Origin of the sequence: Streptomyces sp. NPDC017676 (assembly GCF_044329325.1) — a bacterium.
In the GTDB taxonomy this organism is placed as follows: domain Bacteria; phylum Actinomycetota; class Actinomycetes; order Streptomycetales; family Streptomycetaceae; genus Streptomyces.
The window spans coordinates 1-21,082 of sequence record NZ_JBIRJA010000037.1 but is presented as its reverse complement, the minus strand read 5'-3'; the positions used below and the strand labels follow the sequence as shown (position 1 = coordinate 21,082).

Genomic DNA, 21,082 nt, shown 5'->3' with positions numbered 1-21,082 from the left:
GAGGGACTTTTCTCGCAGGTCAAAGCCGGTGTGGGCGTTCCAGCGTCCCGGATCCCCGGCCGTTACTGGCCGCTGGGACGGGCCCGCCCACAGGCTGTTGGTCATCCAAGCACGTCAACCGGCCCAGCCCGAAAGAGGACTTGCCATGCGAATGCGCCATATCCGTCTGCTCGCCGCCACCGGCACCGCCGTCGCCGCCCTCGCGCTCACGGCGTGCGGCAACGGGACGGGCACCGAGGACGAGGGCGCCGCCCGGCCGACGACCCCGACGGCGTCGGCGGAGAAGACCGCGCCGGAGAAGGCCACGGGGAAGGCCGAGTCGGGCACGTCCCAGGCCGGCACCGGCGGCCGTACGGCGAACGGCACGCCCGTGGCCCGAACCCACGCACCCGACGCGCGGCCGAGCGCCTCCGCCGCGCGCGGCACCCGGGGCAACACCGGCACCACCGGCGGCTCCAGCGGCTCCGGCACCTCGGTGGTGCTGTGCAACGGCGCGAACACGACCGTCACCGCGCAGCCGGTCGCCCGGCCCCTCAACCACATGCTGATCACCGTGAAGAACACCGGCGGCAAGACCTGCGAGCTGCCGTACCACCCGGTGCTCCGCTTCGACCAGATGCAGTGGGTGCCGCAGGCGGACCGGGGCACCCAGCCGCAGGCCGTGGTGTCCCTGGCGCCCGGCGAGTCGGGGTACGCGGGTGTGCTGCTGTCGGCCGCCGACGGCAGCGGCACCGGCGGGATGACGGCCCGGAAGCTGACGGTGGGCTTCCAGGGCCTCACCCCGAACAGCAGCGGCGGTCCGTCCGCGACGCCGCCCCTGCCGGCGAAGGGCGTCTACTACGACAGCTCGCTGAAGGTGACGTACTGGCAGCAGGAGAGGGACGACGCCCTCAGCTGGTGAACGGGGACCGGCGCAGCTTCTGGGCCACCTCGGTGGCCCAGTAGGTGAGGATGTTGCGCGCCCCGGCCCGCTTGATGCCGGTCAGGGTCTCGAAGATCGCCCGGTCCCGTTCGATCCAGCCCTTCTCGGCGGCGGCCTCGATCATCGAGTACTCGCCGGAGATCTGGTAGGCGGCGACCGGCACGTCCACGGCGTCCGCGACCCGGGCGAGGATGTCGAGGTAGGGGCCGGCCGGCTTGACCATCACCATGTCGGCGCCCTCGGTGAGGTCGAGCTCCAGTTCCCGCAGGGCCTCGCGCCAGTTGGCCGGATCCTGCTGGTAGGTCTTGCGGTCGCCCTGGAGCGAGGAGGCGACGGCCTCCCGGAAGGGGCCGTAGAAGGCCGAGGAGTACTTGGCGGTGTAGGCGAGGATCGCGACGTCCTCGCGGCCGATCTGGTCCAGCGCGTCACGGACGACGCCGATCTGGCCGTCCATCATCCCGCTGGGGCCGACGACATGGGCGCCGGCGTCGGCCTGCACCTGGGCCATCTCGGCGTACCGCTCCAGGGTGGCGTCGTTGTCGACACGGCCCTCGGCGTCCAGGACCCCGCAGTGCCCGTGATCGGTGAACTCGTCCAGGCACAGGTCGGACATGACGAGGAGGTCGTCGCCGACCTCGGCCCGGACGTCCCGGAGGGCGACCTGGAGGATCCCGTCCGGGTCGGTGCCGACGGTGCCCCGGGCGTCCTTCTTGTCCTCCTCCGGCACGCCGAAGAGCATGATCCCGGAGATCCCGGCCTCCACGGCCTCCAGCGCGGCCTTCTTCAGGCTGTCCCGGGTGTGCTGCACGACGCCGGGCATCGCCGCGACCGGCACCGGCTCGCTGACGCCCTCGCGGATGAACGCCGGGAGGATGAGGTCGGCGGGGTGCAGCCGGGTCTCGGCGACCATGCGGCGCATGACGGGGGTGGTGCGCAACCGTCGGGGACGCGTACCGGGGAAGGATCCGTACTTCGTCATGCCCTCTACGCTACGCCCGCCGGGCCTGCGCCTTTGCCGACGCGGTGTCGGACCGGAAGAGGGGTCCGGGACCCTCCGGGGCCGCCTCCCGCACCCGGCCGACGCCTCGCGCACACCGGTCCCGGAGCGGGCAGGGCCGCAGGTGACGCGCGGTGACGCGGCCGTGACATGGACTCGACGATTCCGGAAAGCGTGATCTCTAGTGTGGTTCCGGCTGGTCAGAGCAGCCAGCACGTCAGAAGCCGAATCCCCCGGGAGCAGCCATGCGCACCGCACTCCGTACCGCCCTCGCCGCCGTCGCCCTCATCGGTGCCACCACTGCTTCCACGGTCTCGGCCAGTGCCGCCACTTCGCCCGCGCCGGCCGGCAGCAGCGCCTGCGTCACCGCCACGACCATCCCCTCCGTCTTCGGCGGCGGCATGAAGGTCCGCCTCGTCGGCAGCGCCGACAACGGCGCGTCCGCCACACTGCTGGACGCCAAGGGTCACGCCGTCGCGACCGTGGACCAGAGCAAGCCCACCGACCTGGCCGACGGACTGAGGATCACCGGAGTGCTCTCCGCCAAGCCCGTCTTCGGCCAGCGCAGCCAGGGAGGGCCCACCCCCTGGCAGTCCACGCCCGTCCCGGCCCTGTCCGCCGACTGCACCCTGCGCGGCACGCTCTCCCGCACCCTGCGCCTCGACGCACGGACGACCGCCCAGATCTTCAAGGTCTCCGCCGACCACCACCAGGCCCGCGTCTCCCGGGACGGCAAGCTGGTGCGCTTCCTCGACGCGCACTCCCGCGCCGGCGCCGCTCTGTTCGGCAACCGCACGCTGGTGCTCGACCCGGTCGGCGGGACCGTCGGCTGGACCGGCGCCGAGACCGCCGTCAGCCCCCGGCTGGGCCGCTACAAGCTGGCCAACGGCGCGATCGTCAAGCTCGTCAAGCACAAGGGTGTCTACGGGGCCCAGCTCACCACCAGCCACGGCACGTTCCCCGTCGCGTACGCCAAGGGCCGCCCGGTCGTCCTCCAGGACAACGTCACCCTGGTCGTCCTGGGCGCCGACGGCACCCTCAGCAACCACATCTACGGCAAGTCCGTCCAGAAGGCACCGGTCTACCTGGGTGCCTGAGCCAGCGCCGAGAACGGCCGTAGGGGTGCTCCAGGAACCGGAGCGCCCCTACGGGCAGCGTCTCGCCCGCCGGTCAGGTCGTAGACCTCCGCCTGCGCGCCCCCGGCCTCCGCTCGCTCGGCCGGGTCACCGGGTCACCGGCCTCCAGCGCGGCGGCGCGCCGCTTCATGCCGAAGTCCGCCAGCGCCTCCGCCAGCTTGTGCACGGACGGCTCCGGGGCCATGACGTCGACCCGCAGGCCGTGCTCCTCGGCGGTCTTGGCCGTCGCCGGGCCGATGCACGCGATCACCGTCACGTTGTGCGGCTTGCCCGCGATGCCCACCAGGTTCCGGACCGTGGACGAGGACGTGAAGAGGACCGCGTCGAAGCCGCCGCCCTTGATCGCCTCCCGGGTCTCGGCCGGCGGCGGCGACGCGCGCACGGTCCGGTAGGCCGTGACGTCGTCGACCTCCCAGCCCAGCTCGATCAGACCGGCGACCAGGGTCTCGGTCGCGATGTCGGCCCGGGGCAGGAAGACACGGTCGATCGGGTCGAACACCGGGTCGTACGGCGGCCAGTCCTCCAGGAGACCGGCGGCCGACTGCTCGCCGCTCGGCACCAGGTCGGGCTTCACACCGAAGGCGACCAGCGCCTTGGCGGTCTGCTCGCCCACCGCGGCCACCTTGATGCCCGCGAAGGCACGCGCGTCGAGGCCGTACTCCTCGAACTTCTCCCGGACCGCCTTCACCGCGTTGACGGAGGTGAACGCGATCCACTCGTAGCGGCCCGTCACCAGGCCCTTGACCGCCCGCTCCATCTGCTGCGGGGTGCGCGGGGGCTCCACCGCGATCGTGGGAACCTCGTGCGGCACCGCGCCGTAGGACCGCAGCTGGTCGGAGAGCGACGCCGCCTGCTCCTTGGTGCGCGGCACGAGCACCTTCCAGCCGAACAGCGGCTTGGACTCGAACCACGACAGTTCGTCGCGCCGGGCGGCGGCACTGCGCTCACCGACCACGGCTATCACCGGCCGGCCGCCGTCCGGCGACGGCAGCACCTTCGCCTGCTTCAGCGTCTGCGCGATCGTGCCGAGCGTCGCCGTCCAGGTCCGCTGCCGGGTCGTCGTACCGGCGACCGTCACCGTCAGCGGGGTGTCCGGCTTGCGGCCCGCCGAGACCAGCTCGCCCGCCGCGGCGGCGACCGAGTCCAGGGTCGTCGAGACGACCACCGTGCCGTCCGACGCGCCCACCTCCGTCCAGCACCGTTCGGAGGCGGTCCGGGCGTCCACGAACCGGACGTCCGCGCCCTGCGCGTCCCGCAGCGGCACACCGGCGTACGCGGGCACGCCGACCACCGCCGCGACACCGGGGACGACCTCGAAGGGCACCCCGGCGGCCGCGCACGCGAGCATTTCCTCCGCCGCGTACGTATCCAGTCCCGGGTCCCCGGACACGGCACGGACGACCCGCCTGCCGCCCCGCGCGGCCTCCATGACAAGATGAGCGGCATCCCGGGCAGCGGCCGGGACGGCGACGGGTGTTGACGTGCCGTCAACGACCGTCAGCTGGGGCGTGCCCGTGCCCGGCGGGGACACCGCGGCGGAGTCCGCGTCCGTCTGCACCACGGAGACGCCCTGCCGCGCGTGCGTCCGGATGACGTCGAGCACCTCGTGCTCGGCGACCAGGACGTCCGCGTTCGACAGCGCCTCCACGGCGCGCAGAGTCAGCAGTCCCGGATCCCCGGGTCCGGCACCGAGGAAGGTGACGTGCCCGTGTTCCGGACCGGCGGGAAGGGTGGTGGGGCTCAATGTGCTCGCTCCCCCATCAGACCGGCCGCGCCCTGGGCGAGCATCTCGGTGGCGAGTTCGCGACCGAGTGCCGTCGCCCGGTCGTGCGTCTGGGGCACGGGACCGGTGGTGGACAGCTGCACCATGCGGGTGCCGTCGGTCGTACCGACGACGCCGCGCAGGCGCATTTCCTTGACAATCTGCCCGTCGGCCAGAAGGTCGGCCAGCGCGCCCACAGGTGCGCTGCAACCGGCCTCCAGGGCGGCGAGCAGTGACCGCTCGGCGGTGACGGCGACCCGGGTGAAGGGGTCGTCGAGCTCACCGAGCGCGGCGACGAGGTCCGCGTTGCCCGCGGCACACTCGATCGCCAGGGCCCCCTGGCCGGGGGCGGGCAGAACCGTGTCGACCGACAGGAAGTCGGTCACTTCGTCGATCCGGCCGATCCGGTTCAGTCCGGCGGCGGCCAGCACGACCGCGTCCAGCTCGCCGTCGCGGACGTATCCGATCCGCGTGTCGACGTTGCCGCGTATCGGGACCGTCTCGATGTCCAGGCCGTGGGTACGGGCGTACGCGTTGAGCTGCGCCATGCGGCGCGGCGAACCGGTGCCTATGCGCGCGCCCCGCGGCAGGTCCGCGAACTTCAGCGCGTCCCGCGCGACGACCACGTCCCGCGGGTCCTCGCGCACCGGTACGGCGGCCAGGACCAGCTCCTCGGGCTGCGTGGTCGGCAGGTCCTTGAGCGAATGAACCGCGAAGTCGACCTCGCCCCTCAGCAGCGCGTCGCGCAGCGCCGTGACGAACACGCCGGTGCCGCCGATCTGCGCGAGCGCCTCGCGGGAGACATCGCCGTACGTGGTGATCTCGACCAGCTCGACGGGCCGCCCCGTCACCTGGCGGACGGCCTCGGCCACCTGCCCGGACTGGGCCATGGCGAGCTTGCTCCGCCTGGTCCCCAGCCGCAACGCCTTCTCAGTCATGCCGGTCGGTCCTTCGTGTCTGTGCTGTCCCCGGCCCGGGAGACGGCGGCCACCGTCTCGGGGTCGAGGTCGAACAGGGTGCGCAGCGCGTCGGCGTACCCGGCGCCGCCGGGTTCCGCCGCGAGCTGCTTGACCCGTACGGTCGGCGCGTGCAGCAGCTTGTCGACGACCCGGTGCACGGCCTGGCGGATCTCGCCGCGCTGGCGTTCGTCCAGGCCGGGCAGGCGGCCGTCGAGGCGGGCGATCTCACTGGCGACGACGTCGGCGGCCATGGTGCGCAGCGCGACGACGGTGGGCGTGATGTGCGCCGCCCGCTGTGCCGCGCCGAAGGCCGCGACCTCGTCGGAGACGATACGCCGGACCTGGTCCACGTCGGCCGCCATCGGCGCGTCGGCGGACGCTTCCGCCAGCGACTCGATGTCGACCAGGCGGACCCCGGCCAGCCGGTGCACGGCCGCGTCGATGTCGCGGGGCATGGCCAGGTCGAGCAGGAAGAAGAAGGGCGCGGGCCGCTCGGCGACCGGCTCGGGCCTGCGCCGCTCGGGGATCCGGCCGACGGTGGCGGCGGTCGCGGCGAGCGCGGTGATCAGCTCGGCGTCCGCCTCGGGCGTCCGGCGCTCCCGGCGGTCGACGGTGCCTCCCGCGACCCAGGCCGCGTGCTGCTCCAGGGTGGCCGCGTCCATGCCGGCCACGGCGGCCTCGCCCATCAGGGAGAAGCCGGGCTGTGCGGCGGCCAGGTCCAGCGGGCAGTTCTCGTCGGCGCCGATGCCGGTGGACCGCACGGGGGTCCCGGGCTGCGCGGCCTCCGGCTGCGCGGCCGTGGCACCGGTGTCGGCGACGGGGGAGCCGGTACGGCCCTCGACCGCGTGCGCGACCGCCTCCGCCGTGAGCACCAGGCCCGTCGCCCCGGTACAGGAGACGACGACGTCGGCACGTGTCAGCTCGGTGGCCACGGCGTCCATGCGCACGGCGCGGGCGGTCACCTCGTTCTCGTCGGACTCGGTGAGGATCTCGGCGAGCCGCTCGGCGCGCTCGAAGGTGCGGTTGGCGACGACGACCTCGGCGACCCCGGCGCGCGCGAGCGTCGCGGCGGCCAGCGACGACATCGACCCGGCGCCGATGATCAGCGCCTTCTTGCCCGCGGCCCAGTCGGTGACGGGCGTCCCGACGGCGAGCTGCTCCAGGCCGAAGGTGACCAGGGACTGGCCGGCGCGGTCGATGCCGGTCTCGGAGTGGGCGCGCTTGCCGACCCGCAGCGCCTGCTGGAACAGGTCGTTCAGCAGCTTGCCGGCGGTGTGCAGCTCCTGGGCACGGGCCAGCGAGTCCTTGATCTGGCCGAGGATCTGCCCCTCGCCGACGACCATCGAGTCCAGCCCGCAGGCCACCGAGAACAGGTGGTGGACGGCCCGGTCCTCGTAGTGGACGTAGAGGTACGGGGTGAGTTCCTCCAGGCCGACCCCGCTGTGCTGGGCGAGCAGCGTGGACAGCTCGGCGACACCGGCGTGGAACTTGTCCACGTCGGCGTACAGCTCGATGCGGTTGCAGGTGGCGAGCACCGCGGCCTCACCGGCGGGTTCGGCGGCGACCGTGTCCTGGAGCAGCTTGGTCTGGGCGTCCGCGCTCAGCGCGGCCCGCTCCAGCACGCTGACCGGGGCGCTGCGGTGGCTCAGTCCGACGACGAGGAGGCTCATGCCGGCATCACGGCGGGGACGTCCCCGTCGGGCCCCTGGTCGGCGGAGTCGTCGGCGGCCGCAGCACGGGCAGCGGCGGCGGGCACCGCGCCGTCGCCCGCGGCGGTCTCCTCACCGGCCTTGCGCTGCTCATGGAAGGCGAGGATCTGGAGTTCGATCGAGAGGTCGACCTTGCGCACGTCGACGCCGTCCGGGACGGACAGCACGGTCGGCGCGAAGTTCAGGATGGAGGTCACACCGGCGGCCACGAGCCGGTCGCAGACCTGCTGGGCGGCGCCGGCCGGGGTGGCGATCACGCCGATGGACACGCCGTTGTCCTCGATGATCTTCTCAAGGTCGTCGGTGTGCTGGACGGGGATGCCCGCGACCGGCTTGCCGGCCATCGCCGGGTCGGCGTCGATCAGGGCCGCGACCCGGAAGCCGCGGGAGGCGAACCCGCCGTAGTTGGCGAGGGCGGCGCCGAGGTTGCCGATACCGACGATCACAACCGGCCAGTCCTGGGTCAGGCCGAGTTCGCGGGAGATCTGGTAGACGAGATACTCCACGTCGTAGCCGACACCGCGCGTTCCGTAGGAGCCCAGGTACGAGAAGTCCTTGCGCAGCTTGGCGGAGTTGACCCCCGCCGCCGCGGCCAGCTCCTCGGAGGAGACCGTGGGGACCGAGCGCTCCGACAGCGCGGTCAGGGCTCGGAGGTACAGCGGAAGGCGGGCGACGGTGGCCTCGGGAATTCCTCGGCTACGGGTCGCCGGTCGGTGTGTTCGGCCAGTTGCCACGGTGCTCCTGCGGGTAGAGCGGGGCTGCAGGCGGTCATACGTCCCCAGACCGCCCCGTGCACAGCAGGCTATGTCTTTGTGAACGCGTGCACAAAGATGGTGTCCGATTTGCCCGGCAGAAGTGACCGGGGTCACGCGACTTATGCGCCCTGGCCGGGAACCGGCGCATACGCACCGGTGTCCCTTCGTTACTGGGGGCAAAACCGCACACACTCCTCACGAATCCCGCCCCCGAGACCAAACCGCCGTCGATCCTAAGCGACTTTCGGGCCGGTTTGGACTACTCGGTCAGTGCCCGGCGCAGACGCTCCTCGTTCACGCGCCAGAAGGTGTGCTGTTCACCGTCGACCAGTACGACCGGGATCTGCTCCCAGTAGCGGTCGTGCAGCTCCCGGTCCTCGGTGATGTCCTTCGGCTCCCACGGCACGCCGAGGTCGCCGCACACCTTCTCGATCACCGCCTGCGCGTCGTCGCACAGATGGCAGCCCGGCTTGCGGATGAGGGTGACCAGCCGCGCGCGCGGCTCGGCCCTGCGTTGGAAGAGGGGACTCATACCGGCCATTCTCGCGCGCCCGGCGCCCATTCCGGATCGCTTCTTTAACGGCCCGGTCGTGCAGAGTTCACAACCTCCCAACCTCCGGTCGCCGGAACCGCGGGGCGGACTGGCTATGCTCACGACATGGCCGCTCTCGGATGGCTCACTCCCCGTAGGCGCTCCGCCACGGCGCGGAGCGTGTTGGCAGGCGAGGCCTCGGCGGAGGCCGCCCGCAAGTCCTCGCAGGAAGCCCCGCGCGCCACGCCGGAGGAACCGGAGTTCCCCGTGATCGGCGACGACCGGGCCGCCGCCTTCTTCGACCTCGACAACACGGTGATGCAGGGCGCCGCGCTGTTCCACTTCGGCCGGGGGCTGTACAAGCGGAAGTTCTTCGAGACCCGCGACCTCGCCAGGTTCGCCTGGCAGCAGGCCTGGTTCCGGCTGGCCGGCGTCGAGGACCCCGAGCACATGCAGGACGCCCGCGACTCGGCGCTGTCGATCGTCAAGGGACACCGGGTCGCCGAGCTGGAGTCGATCGGCGAGGAGATCTACGACGAGTACATGGCCGACCGGATCTGGCCCGGCACCCGCGCCCTCGCCCAGGCCCACCTGGACGCCGGCCAGAAGGTGTGGCTGGTCACCGCCGCCCCGGTGGAGATCGCCCAGGTGATCGCCCGCCGCCTCGGCCTCACGGGCGCCCTCGGCACGGTGGCCGAGTCGGTCGACGGCGTCTACACCGGCAAGCTGGTCGGCGAGCCCCTGCACGGACCGGCCAAGGCCGAGGCGGTCCGCGCGCTCGCCGCCGCGGAGGGGCTGGACCTGTCCCGCTGCGCGGCCTACAGCGACAGCCACAACGACATCCCGATGCTGTCCCTGGTCGGCCACCCCTACGCCATCAACCCGGACGCCAAGCTGCGCAGGCACGCCCGCGAGAAGGACTGGCGCCTGCGCGACTACCGCACCGGCCGCAAGGCGGCCAAGGTCGGCATCCCGGCGGCGGCCGGGGTCGGCGCGGTGGCCGGTGGCACGGCGGCGGCGATCGCCCTGAGCCGACGGCGCCGATAACCGCCACGGCGAGCCCCGCGCGCACGAATTATGCCGCGGCCATTTCAACACGCGCCGCTCCTCACCGAAACCAGCCTCTTTCCGGTCAACAAGCGATCAGCTTGCGGAACTTGACCCACCATCAAACGGTTACGGATGCGACGCAATCGATGATTTGAGCAACTCGGTGTAGCAGGCCCTGCACGAAGCGTTATTCTCCTCAGACGCAAACCGGTACCCCTCCGTCGCTACGACGGGTGAAAGGTCCCGCACTGCACGTGATGGAAGCTCTGCCTCTGGGAGTCCCGTGTACCCACACGTCGGGGTTGACGCCTCGGGCCTGGCTACGCTGCGCGCAACAGTCGCGATGGTCAAAGAGACGCTGCGCGGCTTCGTCCCCACCGCGTACGCCGTCCCCGCCTTCGCCGCCGCCGCGCCCGCCGGCCCGTGCTACGCACTGGCCGACGGCAGTGCCGCCGTCGGCAGACGGGGGCGGGCCACCGGCGCGGCCACCGCCCGCCGCCCGGCCGCCGACAGCGACAGCGCCCGGATGATGGACCTGGTCGAACGCGCCCAGGCGGGGGAGGCCGAGGCCTTCGGGCGGCTCTACGACCAGTACAGCGACACCGTCTACCGGTACATCTACTACCGCGTCGGCGGCCGGGCGACCGCCGAGGACCTCACCAGTGAGACCTTTCTGCGGGCACTCCGCAGGATCGGCACCTTCACCTGGCAGGGCCGCGACTTCGGCGCCTGGCTGGTCACCATCGCCCGGAACCTGGTCGCCGACCACTTCAAGTCCAGCCGCTTCCGGCTGGAGGTCACCACCGGCGAGATGCTCGACGCCAACGAGGTCGAACGCTCCCCGGAGGACTCCGTCCTGGAGTCCCTGTCGAACGCCGCCCTGCTCGACGCCGTACGGCGGCTCAACCCCCAGCAGCAGGAGTGCGTGACGCTCCGCTTCCTCCAGGGCCTCTCGGTCGCCGAGACCGCCCGGGTCATGGGCAAGAACGAGGGCGCCATCAAGACCCTCCAGTACCGCGCCGTACGCACCCTCGCCCGGCTGCTGCCGGACGACGCCCGCTGAGCCACGTGACCCAGGGCAACGGTCAACTCACCTACAGTGAAAGTCCGTTGCCTTTGCGATCCGGGTATCCGCCGTCCGTAACCCAAGTGCCGCGCCAGTCGTTGTGCGGGATACAGGCTCCCTGTGGTCACGTCCTGGCCGACCCCGATCGCTCGATCGCGTGGAAGTTCCGTGGGCGTGCAACCCTCAGGACCCCCTGGGGAGTCGACCGTCATGACGAGAGGAGGTGCCGCCAGTGATCGCGAACGTATCGGCGCACCGGCGGGCGAACGCCTTCGCCCAGGCCCTGGAGGAGCAGTCCGACCGGGACACGGCGGCCGAGCAGTCCGTAGGCCAGGCGGAATCACCGCCGACCTCCGAGGAACGGACCGAGCAGGGCGAACTGCTGGCCCTGGCAGCGGGCCTCGGCGCACTGCCCAGACCGCAACTCGACCCCGAGGTCAAGGTCGTCCAGCGGGCCCGGTTGGTGGCCGCGATGGAGGCCATGCTCCAGGAGGGCACCGGGGCGACGGACACGTCGGTACCGGAACAACGCTCCCACCGGGCCAAGGGCGCGCACCGGGCGAGCCCGCTGGGCAAGCTCCGCCCGCGCACGCGACTGACCAAGGGTCTCGCGGCCGGCGGGCTCAGCGTGGGCGTGGCCGCCGGGGCCTTCGGCGGAGTCGCCGCCGCCAGCTCCGACGCCCTGCCCGGCGACTCGCTGTACGGACTGAAACGCGGCATCGAGGACTTCAAGCTCAACTACCTGACCGACGGCGACGACCAGCGCGGCCAGACCTACCTCGACCAGGCCTCCACCCGCCTCAACGAGGCCCGGCGGCTGCTGGAGCGCGGCCGGGGCGGCCATCTGGACCACGAGTCCATCGGCGAGATCCGCCGCACCCTGGCCGGGATGCAGCACGACGTCACCGAGGGCCACCGCCTGCTCCACGCGGCCTACGAGGCCGACCCGGACTCGCTCGGCCCCATCCAGGCGCTGTCCACGTTCTCCAAGTCCCACCGCCAGGCCTGGAGCGCGCTCAGCGACAAGCTGCCCACGCAGCTGGGCGATGTGAAACAGCAGGTGTCCTCGGTCTTCGACGCCATAGACGAAGAGGTCGCCCCGCTGCAGTCCCTGCTCCCGCAGCCACCGGCACGACCGGGCGACGGCAGACACCCGGGCGGCTCCGGCCCGGCGTCCACCGGCTCCTCCGGCAGCCACCGGTCCACCACGCCCAGCGCCGGGAACACCCCGTCCGCGGGCAAGCACACCGGCACCGGCACGCCGAGCGGCCCGGCCACCGGCAGCAGCGGCGACGGGCTCATCGGCGGTGACACCGGCGGCCTGCTCGACCCGCCGAAGACCGGGTCCGAGACCACCTCCCCGTCCGCCGGCAGGTCCCCCACGGGCCAGCCGGACGTCACGATCCCCCCGCTCATCCCCGACCTGCTCCCGGGCCTGGGCATCGACGGGCAGGACGCGGACTGACGCGACACGGCGACGACATCGAGGGCGCCCTTTTCCGAGCAGGGCGCCCTCGATGCGTTCACCCGACGTCTCAGAAGAACACCGAGCGCCGCTGCACCAGCAGCTTGTACAGCGTGTGCTGGATCTGCTCGCGCACCTGATCGGTCAGGTTGAACATCAGCATCGGATCCTCCGCCGCCTCCGGCGGATACCCGTCCGTCGGGATCGGCTCACCGAACTGGATCGTCCACTTCGTGGGCAGCGGAACGGCACCCAGCGGACCGAGCCAGGGGAACGTCGGCGTCAACGGGAAGTACGGGATGCCCAGCACCCGCGCCAGCGTCTTGGCGTTGCCGATCATCGGGTAGATCTCCTCCGCCCCGACGATCGAGCACGGGACGATCGGCACACCCTGGCGCAGGGCGGTGGAGACGAAGCCGCCCCGGCCGAACCGCTGGAGCTTGTACCGCTCGCCGAACGGCTTCCCGATCCCCTTGAAGCCCTCCGGCATCACCCCGACCAGCTCGCCCTGCCCCAGCAGCCGTTCAGCGTCCTCCGCGCAGGCGAGGGTGTGCCCCAGCTTGCGGGCCAGCTCGTTGACCACCGGCAGTACGAAGACCAGGTCGGCGGCGAGCAGCCGGAGGTGGCGGCCGGCCGGGTGGTGGTCGTGCACCGCCACCTGCATCATCAGCCCGTCCAGCGGCAGCGTCCCGGAGTGGTTGGCGACGATCAGCGCACCGCCCTCGGCCGGGATGTTCTCGACGCCCTTCACCTCGACCCGGAAGTACTTCTCGTACACCGGCCGCAGCAGCGACATCAGGACCTGGTCGGTCAGCTCCTCGTCGTAGCCGAAGTCGTCGACCTCGTAGTCCCCGGTGAGCCGGCGCCGCAGGAAGGCCAGCCCGGCCGCCACCCGCCGCTCCAGGCCGCCGTCCCGCCCGCCGGGCTCCACGGCCTCCACCGGCTCCTCCTCGCGGCTCACAGGAGCCTCCTCCCGCGCTCGTTCCCGCCCCGGCAGGGGCTGGACCGCGCCCATCTCCCCCGGCTCCCCGAGCGCACCGCGCCGGTTCCCCCCGCTCCGCCGCCGCGGCTGGCGCTGTGCGGCGCTGCCGCGGGACCGGTCGTCGTCGAACGGAATGACCTTGGCGTCCGCCATCGTTGCCGCTCTCCTCAGTTGGCGCTGTGCGTCTGGGGGTGGCCGCCCGCCCCCGCGGTCAGCGCGGCGACCCGGTCGACGGCCGCCGCCAGGCTCTCCGGCGGCAGCAGCCCGGAACCCTGGCCGCGCGCGAAGTCCGCGAAGGTCTCGGCCGTCGTGTAGCGGGGCGTGAAGCCCAGCGTCTCGCGCATCTGGACGGTGTCCACCACCCGCCCGTGGGTGAGCAGCCGGATCTGCTCCGGCGAGAAGTCCGTCATACCGAGCGTACGCACCAGGGAGCCGGCCCAGGTGACCGCGGGCAGCAGCAGCGGCACGGTGGGCCGTCCGAGCCGCCGGGAGCACTGCGAGAGCAGCAGCACGCCGTCCCCGGCGATGTTGAAGGTGCCGCTGTTCAGGGTGCCCCGGCGCGGTTCGTGCGAGGCGATCCGCAGCACCTCGACGACGTCGTCCTCGTGCACGAACTGCAGCCGCGGGTCGTAGCCGAACACGGTCGGCAGGACGGGCAGCGCGAAGTACGAGGCGAGCGGGGTGTCCGCGGCCGGCCCGAGGATGTTGGCGAACCGCAGCACGCACACGGCGACGTCCGGACGCCGCCGGGCGAACCCGCGCACATACCCCTCCACCTCGACGGCGTCCTTCGCGAAGCCGCCGCTGGGCAGCGACTTGGGCGGGGTCGTCTCGGTGAACACGGCCGGATCGCGCGGCGCGGAGCCGTAGACGTTCGTGCTGGACTTCACCACCAGCCGCCGCACGGTCGGCGACTTCTGGCAGGCGCCGAGCAGCTGCATGGTGCCGATGACGTTGGTCTCCTTGACCGTCGCCCGGCTGCCGCCGCCCAGGGCCGTGCCGGTGACGTCCAGGTGGACGACCGTGTCCGCGCCGGTCTCGGCGAGCACCCGGGCGATGGTCGGCTGCCGGATGTCGGCCTGGATGAAGTCGGCGCCGCCCAGGTGGTGCGCCGGCGGCACCGCGTCCACGGCGATCACACGCTCGACCTCCGGGTCCCGCTGGATCCGCCGCACGAACCGGCCGCCGAGCTGCCGGGCGACTCCGGTGACGAGCACGATCCGTCCCAAGATCAGCGCCTTCCTTCCCGCGTAACCGGTATCCCGCGTTCCCCGTGTGCGGCCAACCTAGCCGGTCGATGTTGCGCTGTGATGACCCCAGGTGCGCCCGGCGACGGAAATTCCCCCATCGGTATATGCCTGTGGCCCCCCACCACTGCTGGTGGGGGGCCACAGGGCCACGCTCTCGCGGCGCCGCTTACTTCTTGTTACGGCGCTGAACGCGCGTGCGCTTGAGCAGCTTGCGGTGCTTCTTCTTGGCCATCCGCTTGCGCCGCTTCTTGATAACAGAGCCCACGACTACCCTCGCTCACTTCTCATCACTCGGTTGTTTGGGCGCCATGGGCCCACACGACCTACGAGGGGCTAGCCTACCCAACCGAGCGCCGAGGTCGTAATCGAGGGGGTGCCCCCGGGTCACCCAGGGGTCGCCGTCAGGCCGTCTCCACCCCCACATAGCTGTCGCGGAGGTACTCGTGTACCGCTTGTTCCGGGACGCGGAACGACCGCCCCACCCGGATCGCGGGCAGATGACCGCTGTGCACCAGACGGTACACGGTCATCTTCGACACTCGCATCACCGAGGCGACCTCCGCCACGGTAAGGAACTGAACCTCGTTCAGAGGCCTCTCGCCAGCTGCAGCCATGACACACCTGAACCTTCCGCACTCGACGGCCACCGGCTTCCCCTTCCGGTGACTCTTCGTCGTTGCGTGCTCACTCCCCAGACTAGGGGCGGGTGATGCGAGTGGGGAAGAGGTGCACCTATCGGCGGCCTACTGTGACAGACACGCGCGATTGAGTACGTAGCGGATCAACGGCCGGTAGTGAGCAGACCGCACTGCGTCATCAACCGGAACGGCGACGGACACCCGCCCCTCGGCCTCCCCCACGAACAGCGCGGGATCATCCGTGTCGGCCAGACCGATGGCCTCGAACCCGAGCTGACCAGCACCGCAGACCCACCCGTGGTCCCCCACGACCAGCTGCGGCAGCGGCCCGCCGGCCTCCGCCACGGCGTCCAGCGCGACCCGAACCGGGAGCGGCGAGTGGCTGTGGGCGCCCGGCTCACAACCGGGGCGCCCGCTCGCCGGTTCCCGCACCAGGGCAACCCCTCGTACGTAGTCGAGGCGATGGGTGCGTAGGCCGAACCGGGTCAATATGTCGACACAGCGACCCTGCGCCGGGGTGAGGACCTCACATCCCGCCGTCGACAAAGCGTCCGCGAGAGCGGCGTAGAAACCGAGCAGCGGACCCGGGTGCCCGGTGCCGAGCAGCACGGGCGCGCCACGTCGGGCCACCTCCCGGATCCGCCCGGCGAAGGCGTCCAGCGCGGCGAGCGTCCGCTCCGGATCGATCACATCCGGTCCGGAGAAGTACCGGGGATCGGCCGAAACCCCGCACTTCTCCGCCATCAACCCGAGCAAGTCCCGGACTCCCCATGCCCCTTCGGGATCGATCCCGATCAACACGCGTGGATCCCGGGCGGCGAACAGCCGGTAACTCCGCAGGCTGTCCTCCCGAGACGTCGCCACCACCCCGGCCAACCGGGCGGCCACCAGATGCGCGCGGAGACGGGCGGCGGTCGACACGGATGCGATGGTGGCCCATGGGGAGCGCGGACGGGACGGAAACGCCGGAAGTCCGCACGGTTGGCCTAACAGAGCCGCCGGCCGGACCGCGGACGGCGAGGATCGCGCCGACTCGTACGATCAGGCGGTGATCACATTCCCCTTGACCGTCACCCGCGATGTGCTGATGCGTCCCCTGGAGGAAGCGGACTCCGGCGGGCTGTACAGGGCCTGTCTGCGCAATCGCGATCACCTGCGCCCATGGGAGCCCCGCAGAGGTGAGGAGTTCTTCACCGAGCAGGGGCAGGCCGACCGTGTGCGGGGCCAGCTGAAGGAGCGGGACGCGGGGCGCCTCTTCCCGTGGGTGCTGACCGCCGGGCAGGAGGTGGTCGGAGCGGTGACGCTGTCCGACGTCGCCCTCGGGCCTTTCCGGAGCGCCCATCTCGGATACTGGATCGACGCGGAGTGGTCAGGGCGTGGCCTGGCGACCGAGGCCGTCCGGACGGTCTGCCAGGTGGCTGAGGAGCAGCTCGATCTGCACAGGATCGAGGCCGGTACGGTGCTCGCCAACCTGGCGTCCCAACGGGTGCTGACCAAGTGCGGATTCGACGTGATCGGCACGGCACCCCAGTACCTGCACATCGACGGTGAGTGGCGTGACCACGTGCTGTTCCAGAAGATCCTCCACGACCGCTCTCCCTGGTAGCCCGAAGGGCCCCCGTCGCGGGGGCGGAGCGATCCCCGGGAGCCGGGCAGATCGTGTCGGCGATCGTCCCGCGCTCACGTCGTGGGAGCAGCCGAAGCGCAGCAATTACGGCACCTGGACGGCCGGCCGGTGGACCGGTCCGCCCCCGATGCCGCCCGACGGGGGGGCAGCGGGCGTCAGGGAAGGAGCCCCCGCAGCGGGAACACGGCACGCCGGGTCGCCAGCACGGCCTGGTCGACCCGGTCGGCGGGGTCGTACCCCTCCTCCCAGGACGCCCACGACACCGGCCACAACCCGTCCGTCATCCGCCACGGCCCCGACTGCCGCGTCCGGGCGAACACGTCCTGCCGCCACGCCTCGGGGATCACCGCCTCCGGAGCGACCGGCTTACCGGCCGCGATCCCCACCAGATGCGTCCACGACCGCGGTACGACGTCCACCACCGCGTACCCGCCCCCGCCCAGCGCGACCCACTTGCCCCCGGCGTACTCGTGCGCCAGGTCGTGGCACGCCACCTGCACCGCCCGCTGCGCGTCCAGCGAGACCGCCAGATGCGCGAGCGGATCCTCGAAGTGCGTGTCGGCCCCGTGCTGGGTGACGAGGACCTGCGGCCGGAAGTCCGCGAGCAGCTCCGGCACCACGGCGTGGAACGCCCGTACCCATCCGGCGTCCCCGGTCCCGGCCGGCAGCGCCACGTTCACCGCGGCCCCCTCCCCCGCGCCCGCCCCGGTCTCCTGCGGCCACCCGGTCTGCGGGAACAACGTACGGGGATGCTCGTGCAACGAGATCGTCAGCACCCGCGGGTCCTCCCAGAACGCGGCCTGCACCCCGTCCCCGTGGTGCACGTCGACGTCCACGTAGGCGACCCGCTCGGCCCCCAGCTCCAGCAGCCGTGCGATGGCGAGCGACGCGTCGTTGTAGACGCAGAACCCCGACGCCCCGCCGGGCATGGCGTGGTGCAGCCCGCCCGCGAAGTTCACGGCGTGCTCGGCGTCCCCCCGCCACACCGCCTCGGCCGCCCCCACCGACTGCCCGGCGATCAGCGCGGACACCTCGTGCATCCCGGCGAACGCGGGATCGTCGACCGTTCCCAGCCCGTACGAGCCGTCCGCCCCCGCCGGATCCGCCGACACGGCCTTCACCGCGTCGATGTAGTCCTCCCGGTGGACCAGCCGGAGCGTGGACTCGCCGGCCGGCTTCGCCGCGACGACCTCCACCTCCCGGTCGAGCCCGAAGGCACCGACCAGCCGGCGGGTCAGCTCCAGCCGGACCGGATCCATCGGATGGTTCCGACCGAAGTCATAGCCCGTTACTGCCTCGTCCCACATCAGCTGTGCGCGGCCGCTCATGCCCGCCACCGTATCGGTCCGGTTGAGCGGCGAACGACCTGGCGTACCCCAGTGTCACCAGCACCAACACCATCGGCACGAGCATGGCCCCCCGGTAGCTCCACGCGTCACCGAGAGCACCCACCAGCGGAGCCCCGATCAGGAACCCCACGTAGTTGAAGATGTTCAGCCGCGCGACCGCCGCGTCCGAGGCCCCGGGGAACAACCGACCCGCCGCCGCGAACGTCTGCGGCACCAGCACACACAGCCCCAGCCCCAGCAGGGTGAACCCGAGCATCCCGGCCCACGCGCCGGGCGCCACGGCCACCACCCCGAACCCGCCGGCCGCGACCACCGCTCCGAGCCGTACGACCGCCACGGCCCCGAACCGCCGGACCCCGAGGTCCCCGAGGGCCCGCCCCACCAGCGTCGTCACCATGTACACGTTGTACGGCACCGTCGCGAGCTGCTCCGAGCTGCCGAGCACGTCCTTCAGGTACTTGGCGCTCCAGTTGGAGACGGTCGAGTCCCCGATGTAGGCGAACATCATCACCAGGCACAGCGGCAGCAGCAGCTTGAAGACGACGGTCCCCTGCTCCGCGGTCCGCTCCGGAGCGGACTCGGGCTCCCCGTCGACGTACCACCGGCTCCCCACCAGCGCCGCCGGCAGCAGCACGGCCACCACCGGCAGGTACGACACCCACAGCGCGAGGTGCCAGTGCGCCCCCGCCCAGGCCAGCGAGGCCCCCAGGATCGCGCCCAGACTGTAGACCGCGTGGAAGCTGAGCATGATGCTGCGCCCGTACGACCGCTGGAGGCTGACGCCGAGCATGTTCATGGACGCGTCCAGCGCGCCCACCGCCAGGCCGAACACGCCCAGTGCCACGGCCAGTACGGCCACCTGCTCGTGCCCGCCCGTCCCGACGCCGAGCAGCGCCAGCAGCACCATCGGCTGGGACCAGCGCAGCAGCCGGCTGGGCCGTACCCGCTTCACCAGGTGCTCGGTGCTCACGCTGCCGACACCGGCGAGGACCGGCACGGCGGCCAGGAAGACCGGCAGCAGCGCGTCGGAGACCCCGTACCGGTCCTGGATGGCCGGGATGCGCGTCACCAGCAGGGCGAAGGCGACGCCTTGCGCGAAGAAGCTGAACGCCAGCGAGGCCCTACCGCGCCGCAGCACATCAGTCATGGCGGCGAGAGTAGGGCCCCGGGCTACCGCTGGGTAGATCCAGCCAAAGATGAGTTTCCCTCAACTTCCGCCCCGGGCTTCGGCCCGTACCGGCTTCGGCCCGTACCGGCTTCGGCCCGTACCGGCTTCGGCCCGTACCGGCTTCGGCCCGGAGGTCAGACGCCGGGGGAACAGCCGGCGGGGGATCAGGCGGCGACGGCCACCGCGGGTCGCTCCGCCCGGCCGGCCTCCACCTCGGCCGCGAGCATCCGCTCCATCGGCTCCACGGCCAGCCCACCACTGACCACGAAACCGACCGCCATCGCGGCGACCAGGATGACGGAGCCCAGCCACACCATGGTGTCCACGGGGATGGTGTAGGCACCCACGACCCGTACGACGCACTCGGCCAGCAGGGCCAGCCCCCACACCACGGAGAACACCCGCTCCCTGGAACGGAAGGCCGCGGACTCGGCCGCCACCCCGGACACCAGCCGCTGCCAGGCGGCTTCCCTGGCCGCGTCGCCCTTCACCAGGAAGGGCTTCATGCCCGCGGTCATCATCGGCTTGCCGAGCCGGACGGACACCAGGATGCCGATGGCCACCGTGCTGCTGACCCCGCTGTCCTTGGCCAGCATCAGCCGCGGGTCACCCGAGACGAAACTCAGCAGCAGGGACACGACGTTCACGACGAGGATCAGGCCCGCCAGCGCGTTGGTCCTGCGCTCCCTGACCAGTCCCCCCACGGTCCGCACCGCCGGTACGACACTGCTCCAGGCGAGCGCCGCGAAGGTGCTCATCCCGAGGGCGTCCTTGAAGAGGTAGTACGAGCCGAGCGGCAGCGCCACATCGATGAGCAGCGGCTTGAAGTTGTCCAGCACGCTCGGCTTCCGGCCCTGGTTCCCCGTGTTCTTCGTCATGCCCTCAGCTTGGCCGCCGGGCCGGGTCCGGCAGTAGAAACGTTCGTCCGGAGCTCCGCATGACATATGTCAGCCATCACGGCCGACCGGGGTCATACCAGCAGGTCGAGCAACTGGTCCATGCGGGAGAAGAGTTGACCGGCACCCGCGAGCTTCACCGCCGGCGTCATCGCGGTGAACCCGTACACGTCCATCCCGGCCGCCACGGCCGCCTGTACGCCCAGCGGGGAGTCCTCGACGACCACGCACCGCCCGGGGGCCACACCCATCCGCTCGGCCGCGTACAGGAACAGATCCGGCGCCGGCTTGCCCCGCCCGACATCCTCCGAGCTGAAGACGCACTCCTCCGGGAACCACCGGTCGAGCCCCGTGGTCCGGTGCCCCACCCGGATCCGCTCGTGACTCCCGGAAGAGGCCACGCAGTACGGCACCCCGTCCGCGGCCAGCTTCTCCAGCACACCGGCCACCCCGGGCACAGGCCGCAACTCCCGCTCGAACGCGGCGAACACCCGAGCGTGGAAGACCTCGTCGAACTCCGCCGGCAGCCGCCGTCCCGTCCGCTCCAGAACCAGGTCATGGATCCGGTGCATCGCCGACCCCATGTAATCGCGAATGGAGTCCTCGTACGACGTGGGGTGCCCCAGCTCGGTCAGATAGGCGGCCAGGAGCCGGTTGGATATGGGCTCACTGTCCACGAGGACACCATCGTTGTCGAAGATGACGAGGTCATAGCGCATGAGTTCACCCTAAACGCAGAAAACCCCCGCACCGAAGGTGCGGGGGTTTCCTCAAGAATTGTTCGGCGGTGTCCTACTCTCCCACAGGGTCCCCCCTGCA

Annotated in this window: 21 protein-coding genes; 6 read left to right on the top strand and 15 right to left on the bottom strand. The window is 71.7% G+C overall.

Annotated features, from left to right (window positions below; translation table 11 throughout):
* The first annotated feature begins 151 nt into the window (after nucleotides 1–151).
* Nucleotides 152–901, top strand: a complete 750-nt coding sequence (locus tag ACH4LD_RS41880) for a DUF4232 domain-containing protein (RefSeq protein ID WP_398059549.1) — start codon at nucleotides 152–154, stop codon at nucleotides 899–901.
* Here the strand turns inward: ACH4LD_RS41880 and hemB are convergent.
* Complete coding sequence (gene hemB / locus ACH4LD_RS41875) at nucleotides 891–1,901, bottom strand: porphobilinogen synthase (RefSeq protein ID WP_132792707.1); 1,011 nt, start codon at nucleotides 1,899–1,901, stop codon at nucleotides 891–893. The genes ACH4LD_RS41880 and hemB overlap by 11 nt on opposite strands.
* A 263-nt stretch (nucleotides 1,902–2,164) precedes the next feature.
* Here hemB and ACH4LD_RS41870 point away from each other — a divergent pair, with 263 nt between their 5' ends.
* Nucleotides 2,165–3,016 (top strand): hypothetical protein, encoded by an 852-nt coding sequence (locus ACH4LD_RS41870; protein WP_398059520.1) that lies wholly within the window; start codon nucleotides 2,165–2,167, stop codon nucleotides 3,014–3,016.
* 73 nt (nucleotides 3,017–3,089) lie between these two features.
* Here ACH4LD_RS41870 and ACH4LD_RS41865 read toward each other — a convergent pair whose 3' ends face one another.
* From ACH4LD_RS41865 to ACH4LD_RS41845, 5 genes are all read right to left on the bottom strand, one after another.
* Complete coding sequence (locus ACH4LD_RS41865; RefSeq protein WP_132792710.1) at nucleotides 3,090–4,799, bottom strand: bifunctional uroporphyrinogen-III C-methyltransferase/uroporphyrinogen-III synthase; 1,710 nt, start codon at nucleotides 4,797–4,799, stop codon at nucleotides 3,090–3,092.
* Complete coding sequence (gene hemC, locus ACH4LD_RS41860) at nucleotides 4,796–5,755, bottom strand: hydroxymethylbilane synthase (RefSeq protein WP_398059522.1); 960 nt, start codon at nucleotides 5,753–5,755, stop codon at nucleotides 4,796–4,798. The genes ACH4LD_RS41865 and hemC overlap by 4 nt, the downstream gene beginning before the upstream one ends.
* On the bottom strand, nucleotides 5,752–7,446 hold the full coding sequence (locus ACH4LD_RS41855; RefSeq protein WP_398059524.1) for a glutamyl-tRNA reductase: 1,695 nt from the start codon (nucleotides 7,444–7,446) through the stop codon (nucleotides 5,752–5,754). The genes hemC and ACH4LD_RS41855 overlap by 4 nt, the downstream gene beginning before the upstream one ends.
* Complete coding sequence (locus ACH4LD_RS41850) at nucleotides 7,443–8,219, bottom strand: redox-sensing transcriptional repressor Rex (protein WP_132792719.1); 777 nt, start codon at nucleotides 8,217–8,219, stop codon at nucleotides 7,443–7,445. Before ACH4LD_RS41850 ends, ACH4LD_RS41855 begins: the two co-directional genes overlap by 4 nt.
* A 280-nt stretch (nucleotides 8,220–8,499) precedes the next feature.
* Entirely contained in the window at nucleotides 8,500–8,781 is a 282-nt protein-coding gene (locus tag ACH4LD_RS41845; protein ID WP_398059551.1) for a glutaredoxin family protein, read from the bottom strand.
* A 117-nt stretch (nucleotides 8,782–8,898) separates the two neighbouring features.
* On the opposite strand from ACH4LD_RS41845, the gene ACH4LD_RS41840 reads away from it, so the two are divergent.
* From ACH4LD_RS41840 to ACH4LD_RS41830, 3 genes are all read left to right on the top strand, one after another.
* On the top strand, nucleotides 8,899–9,819 hold the full coding sequence (locus ACH4LD_RS41840) for an HAD family phosphatase (RefSeq protein WP_079081089.1): 921 nt from the start codon (nucleotides 8,899–8,901) through the stop codon (nucleotides 9,817–9,819).
* A gap of 286 nt (nucleotides 9,820–10,105) precedes the next feature.
* Complete coding sequence (locus tag ACH4LD_RS41835; RefSeq protein WP_132792725.1) at nucleotides 10,106–10,885, top strand: ECF subfamily RNA polymerase sigma factor, BldN family; 780 nt, start codon at nucleotides 10,106–10,108, stop codon at nucleotides 10,883–10,885.
* A 235-nt stretch (nucleotides 10,886–11,120) separates the two neighbouring features.
* Nucleotides 11,121–12,353, top strand: coding sequence for a DUF5667 domain-containing protein (locus ACH4LD_RS41830; protein WP_398059527.1), 1,233 nt, complete (start codon nucleotides 11,121–11,123; stop codon nucleotides 12,351–12,353).
* Nucleotides 12,354–12,423: 70 nt separating this feature from the next.
* Here ACH4LD_RS41830 and ACH4LD_RS41825 read toward each other — a convergent pair whose 3' ends face one another.
* From ACH4LD_RS41825 to ACH4LD_RS41805, 5 genes are all read right to left on the bottom strand, one after another.
* On the bottom strand, nucleotides 12,424–13,488 hold the full coding sequence (locus tag ACH4LD_RS41825; protein WP_398059529.1) for a lysophospholipid acyltransferase family protein: 1,065 nt from the start codon (nucleotides 13,486–13,488) through the stop codon (nucleotides 12,424–12,426).
* Nucleotides 13,489–13,502: 14 nt separating this feature from the next.
* Nucleotides 13,503–14,564, bottom strand: coding sequence for an NAD-dependent epimerase/dehydratase family protein (locus tag ACH4LD_RS41820; RefSeq protein WP_398059531.1), 1,062 nt, complete (start codon nucleotides 14,562–14,564; stop codon nucleotides 13,503–13,505).
* A 187-nt stretch (nucleotides 14,565–14,751) separates the two neighbouring features.
* Entirely contained in the window at nucleotides 14,752–14,850 is a 99-nt protein-coding gene (locus ACH4LD_RS41815) for a 30S ribosomal protein bS22 (protein WP_003948845.1), read from the bottom strand.
* A 136-nt stretch (nucleotides 14,851–14,986) separates the two neighbouring features.
* The gene (locus tag ACH4LD_RS41810; RefSeq protein ID WP_121791081.1) at nucleotides 14,987–15,199 is read right to left on the bottom strand and encodes a helix-turn-helix domain-containing protein; all 213 of its coding nucleotides are present in this window, start codon (nucleotides 15,197–15,199) and stop codon (nucleotides 14,987–14,989) included.
* A gap of 129 nt (nucleotides 15,200–15,328) precedes the next feature.
* Nucleotides 15,329–16,144 carry a phosphatase gene (locus ACH4LD_RS41805; protein ID WP_398059533.1) on the bottom strand — a complete coding sequence of 272 codons (816 nt, stop codon included), beginning with the start codon at nucleotides 16,142–16,144 and terminating at the stop codon, nucleotides 15,329–15,331.
* A gap of 166 nt (nucleotides 16,145–16,310) precedes the next feature.
* Between ACH4LD_RS41805 and ACH4LD_RS41800 the strand changes: the two genes are divergently transcribed.
* Complete coding sequence (locus ACH4LD_RS41800) at nucleotides 16,311–16,829, top strand: GNAT family N-acetyltransferase (RefSeq protein WP_398059553.1); 519 nt, start codon at nucleotides 16,311–16,313, stop codon at nucleotides 16,827–16,829.
* Nucleotides 16,830–17,005: 176 nt separating this feature from the next.
* Here the strand turns inward: ACH4LD_RS41800 and ACH4LD_RS41795 are convergent, their stop codons facing one another.
* From ACH4LD_RS41795 to ACH4LD_RS41780, 4 genes are all read right to left on the bottom strand, one after another.
* Nucleotides 17,006–18,178: an acetoin utilization protein AcuC gene (locus ACH4LD_RS41795; RefSeq protein WP_132792740.1), complete on the bottom strand. Its 1,173-nt coding sequence runs from the start codon at nucleotides 18,176–18,178 to the stop codon at nucleotides 17,006–17,008.
* Nucleotides 18,129–19,346 (bottom strand): MFS transporter, encoded by a 1,218-nt coding sequence (locus ACH4LD_RS41790; RefSeq protein ID WP_398059535.1) that lies wholly within the window; start codon nucleotides 19,344–19,346, stop codon nucleotides 18,129–18,131. Before ACH4LD_RS41790 ends, ACH4LD_RS41795 begins: the two co-directional genes overlap by 50 nt.
* Nucleotides 19,347–19,531: 185 nt before the next feature.
* Nucleotides 19,532–20,245 carry a VC0807 family protein gene (locus tag ACH4LD_RS41785; protein ID WP_398059537.1) on the bottom strand — a complete coding sequence of 238 codons (714 nt, stop codon included), beginning with the start codon at nucleotides 20,243–20,245 and terminating at the stop codon, nucleotides 19,532–19,534.
* Between the two features lie 92 nt (nucleotides 20,246–20,337).
* The gene (locus tag ACH4LD_RS41780) at nucleotides 20,338–20,982 is read right to left on the bottom strand and encodes an HAD family hydrolase (protein WP_398059539.1); all 645 of its coding nucleotides are present in this window, start codon (nucleotides 20,980–20,982) and stop codon (nucleotides 20,338–20,340) included.
* Nucleotides 20,983–21,082 lie beyond the last annotated feature (100 nt).

Excerpts from the sequence above, each read along its gene's own strand:
- ACH4LD_RS41780 (WP_398059539.1), bottom strand. The coding sequence starts at position 20,982 with ATGCGCTATGACCTCGTCATCTTCGACAACGATGGTGTCCTCGTGGAC.
- ACH4LD_RS41880 (WP_398059549.1), top strand. The coding sequence starts at position 152 with ATGCGCCATATCCGTCTGCTCGCCGCCACCGGCACCGCCGTCGCCGCC.
- hemB (WP_132792707.1), bottom strand. The coding sequence starts at position 1,901 with ATGACGAAGTACGGATCCTTCCCCGGTACGCGTCCCCGACGGTTGCGC.
- ACH4LD_RS41795 (WP_132792740.1), bottom strand. The coding sequence starts at position 18,178 with ATGAGCGGCCGCGCACAGCTGATGTGGGACGAGGCAGTAACGGGCTAT.
- hemC (WP_398059522.1), bottom strand. The coding sequence starts at position 5,755 with ATGACTGAGAAGGCGTTGCGGCTGGGGACCAGGCGGAGCAAGCTCGCC.
- ACH4LD_RS41800 (WP_398059553.1), top strand. The coding sequence starts at position 16,311 with ATGCGTCCCCTGGAGGAAGCGGACTCCGGCGGGCTGTACAGGGCCTGT.
- ACH4LD_RS41870 (WP_398059520.1), top strand. The coding sequence starts at position 2,165 with ATGCGCACCGCACTCCGTACCGCCCTCGCCGCCGTCGCCCTCATCGGT.
- ACH4LD_RS41845 (WP_398059551.1), bottom strand. The coding sequence starts at position 8,781 with ATGGCCGGTATGAGTCCCCTCTTCCAACGCAGGGCCGAGCCGCGCGCG.
- ACH4LD_RS41785 (WP_398059537.1), bottom strand. The coding sequence starts at position 20,245 with ATGACGAAGAACACGGGGAACCAGGGCCGGAAGCCGAGCGTGCTGGAC.
- ACH4LD_RS41840 (WP_079081089.1), top strand. The coding sequence starts at position 8,899 with ATGGCCGCTCTCGGATGGCTCACTCCCCGTAGGCGCTCCGCCACGGCG.
- ACH4LD_RS41790 (WP_398059535.1), bottom strand. The coding sequence starts at position 19,346 with ATGACTGATGTGCTGCGGCGCGGTAGGGCCTCGCTGGCGTTCAGCTTC.
- ACH4LD_RS41855 (WP_398059524.1), bottom strand. The coding sequence starts at position 7,446 with ATGAGCCTCCTCGTCGTCGGACTGAGCCACCGCAGCGCCCCGGTCAGC.
- ACH4LD_RS41810 (WP_121791081.1), bottom strand. The coding sequence starts at position 15,199 with ATGGCTGCAGCTGGCGAGAGGCCTCTGAACGAGGTTCAGTTCCTTACC.
- ACH4LD_RS41825 (WP_398059529.1), bottom strand. The coding sequence starts at position 13,488 with ATGGCGGACGCCAAGGTCATTCCGTTCGACGACGACCGGTCCCGCGGC.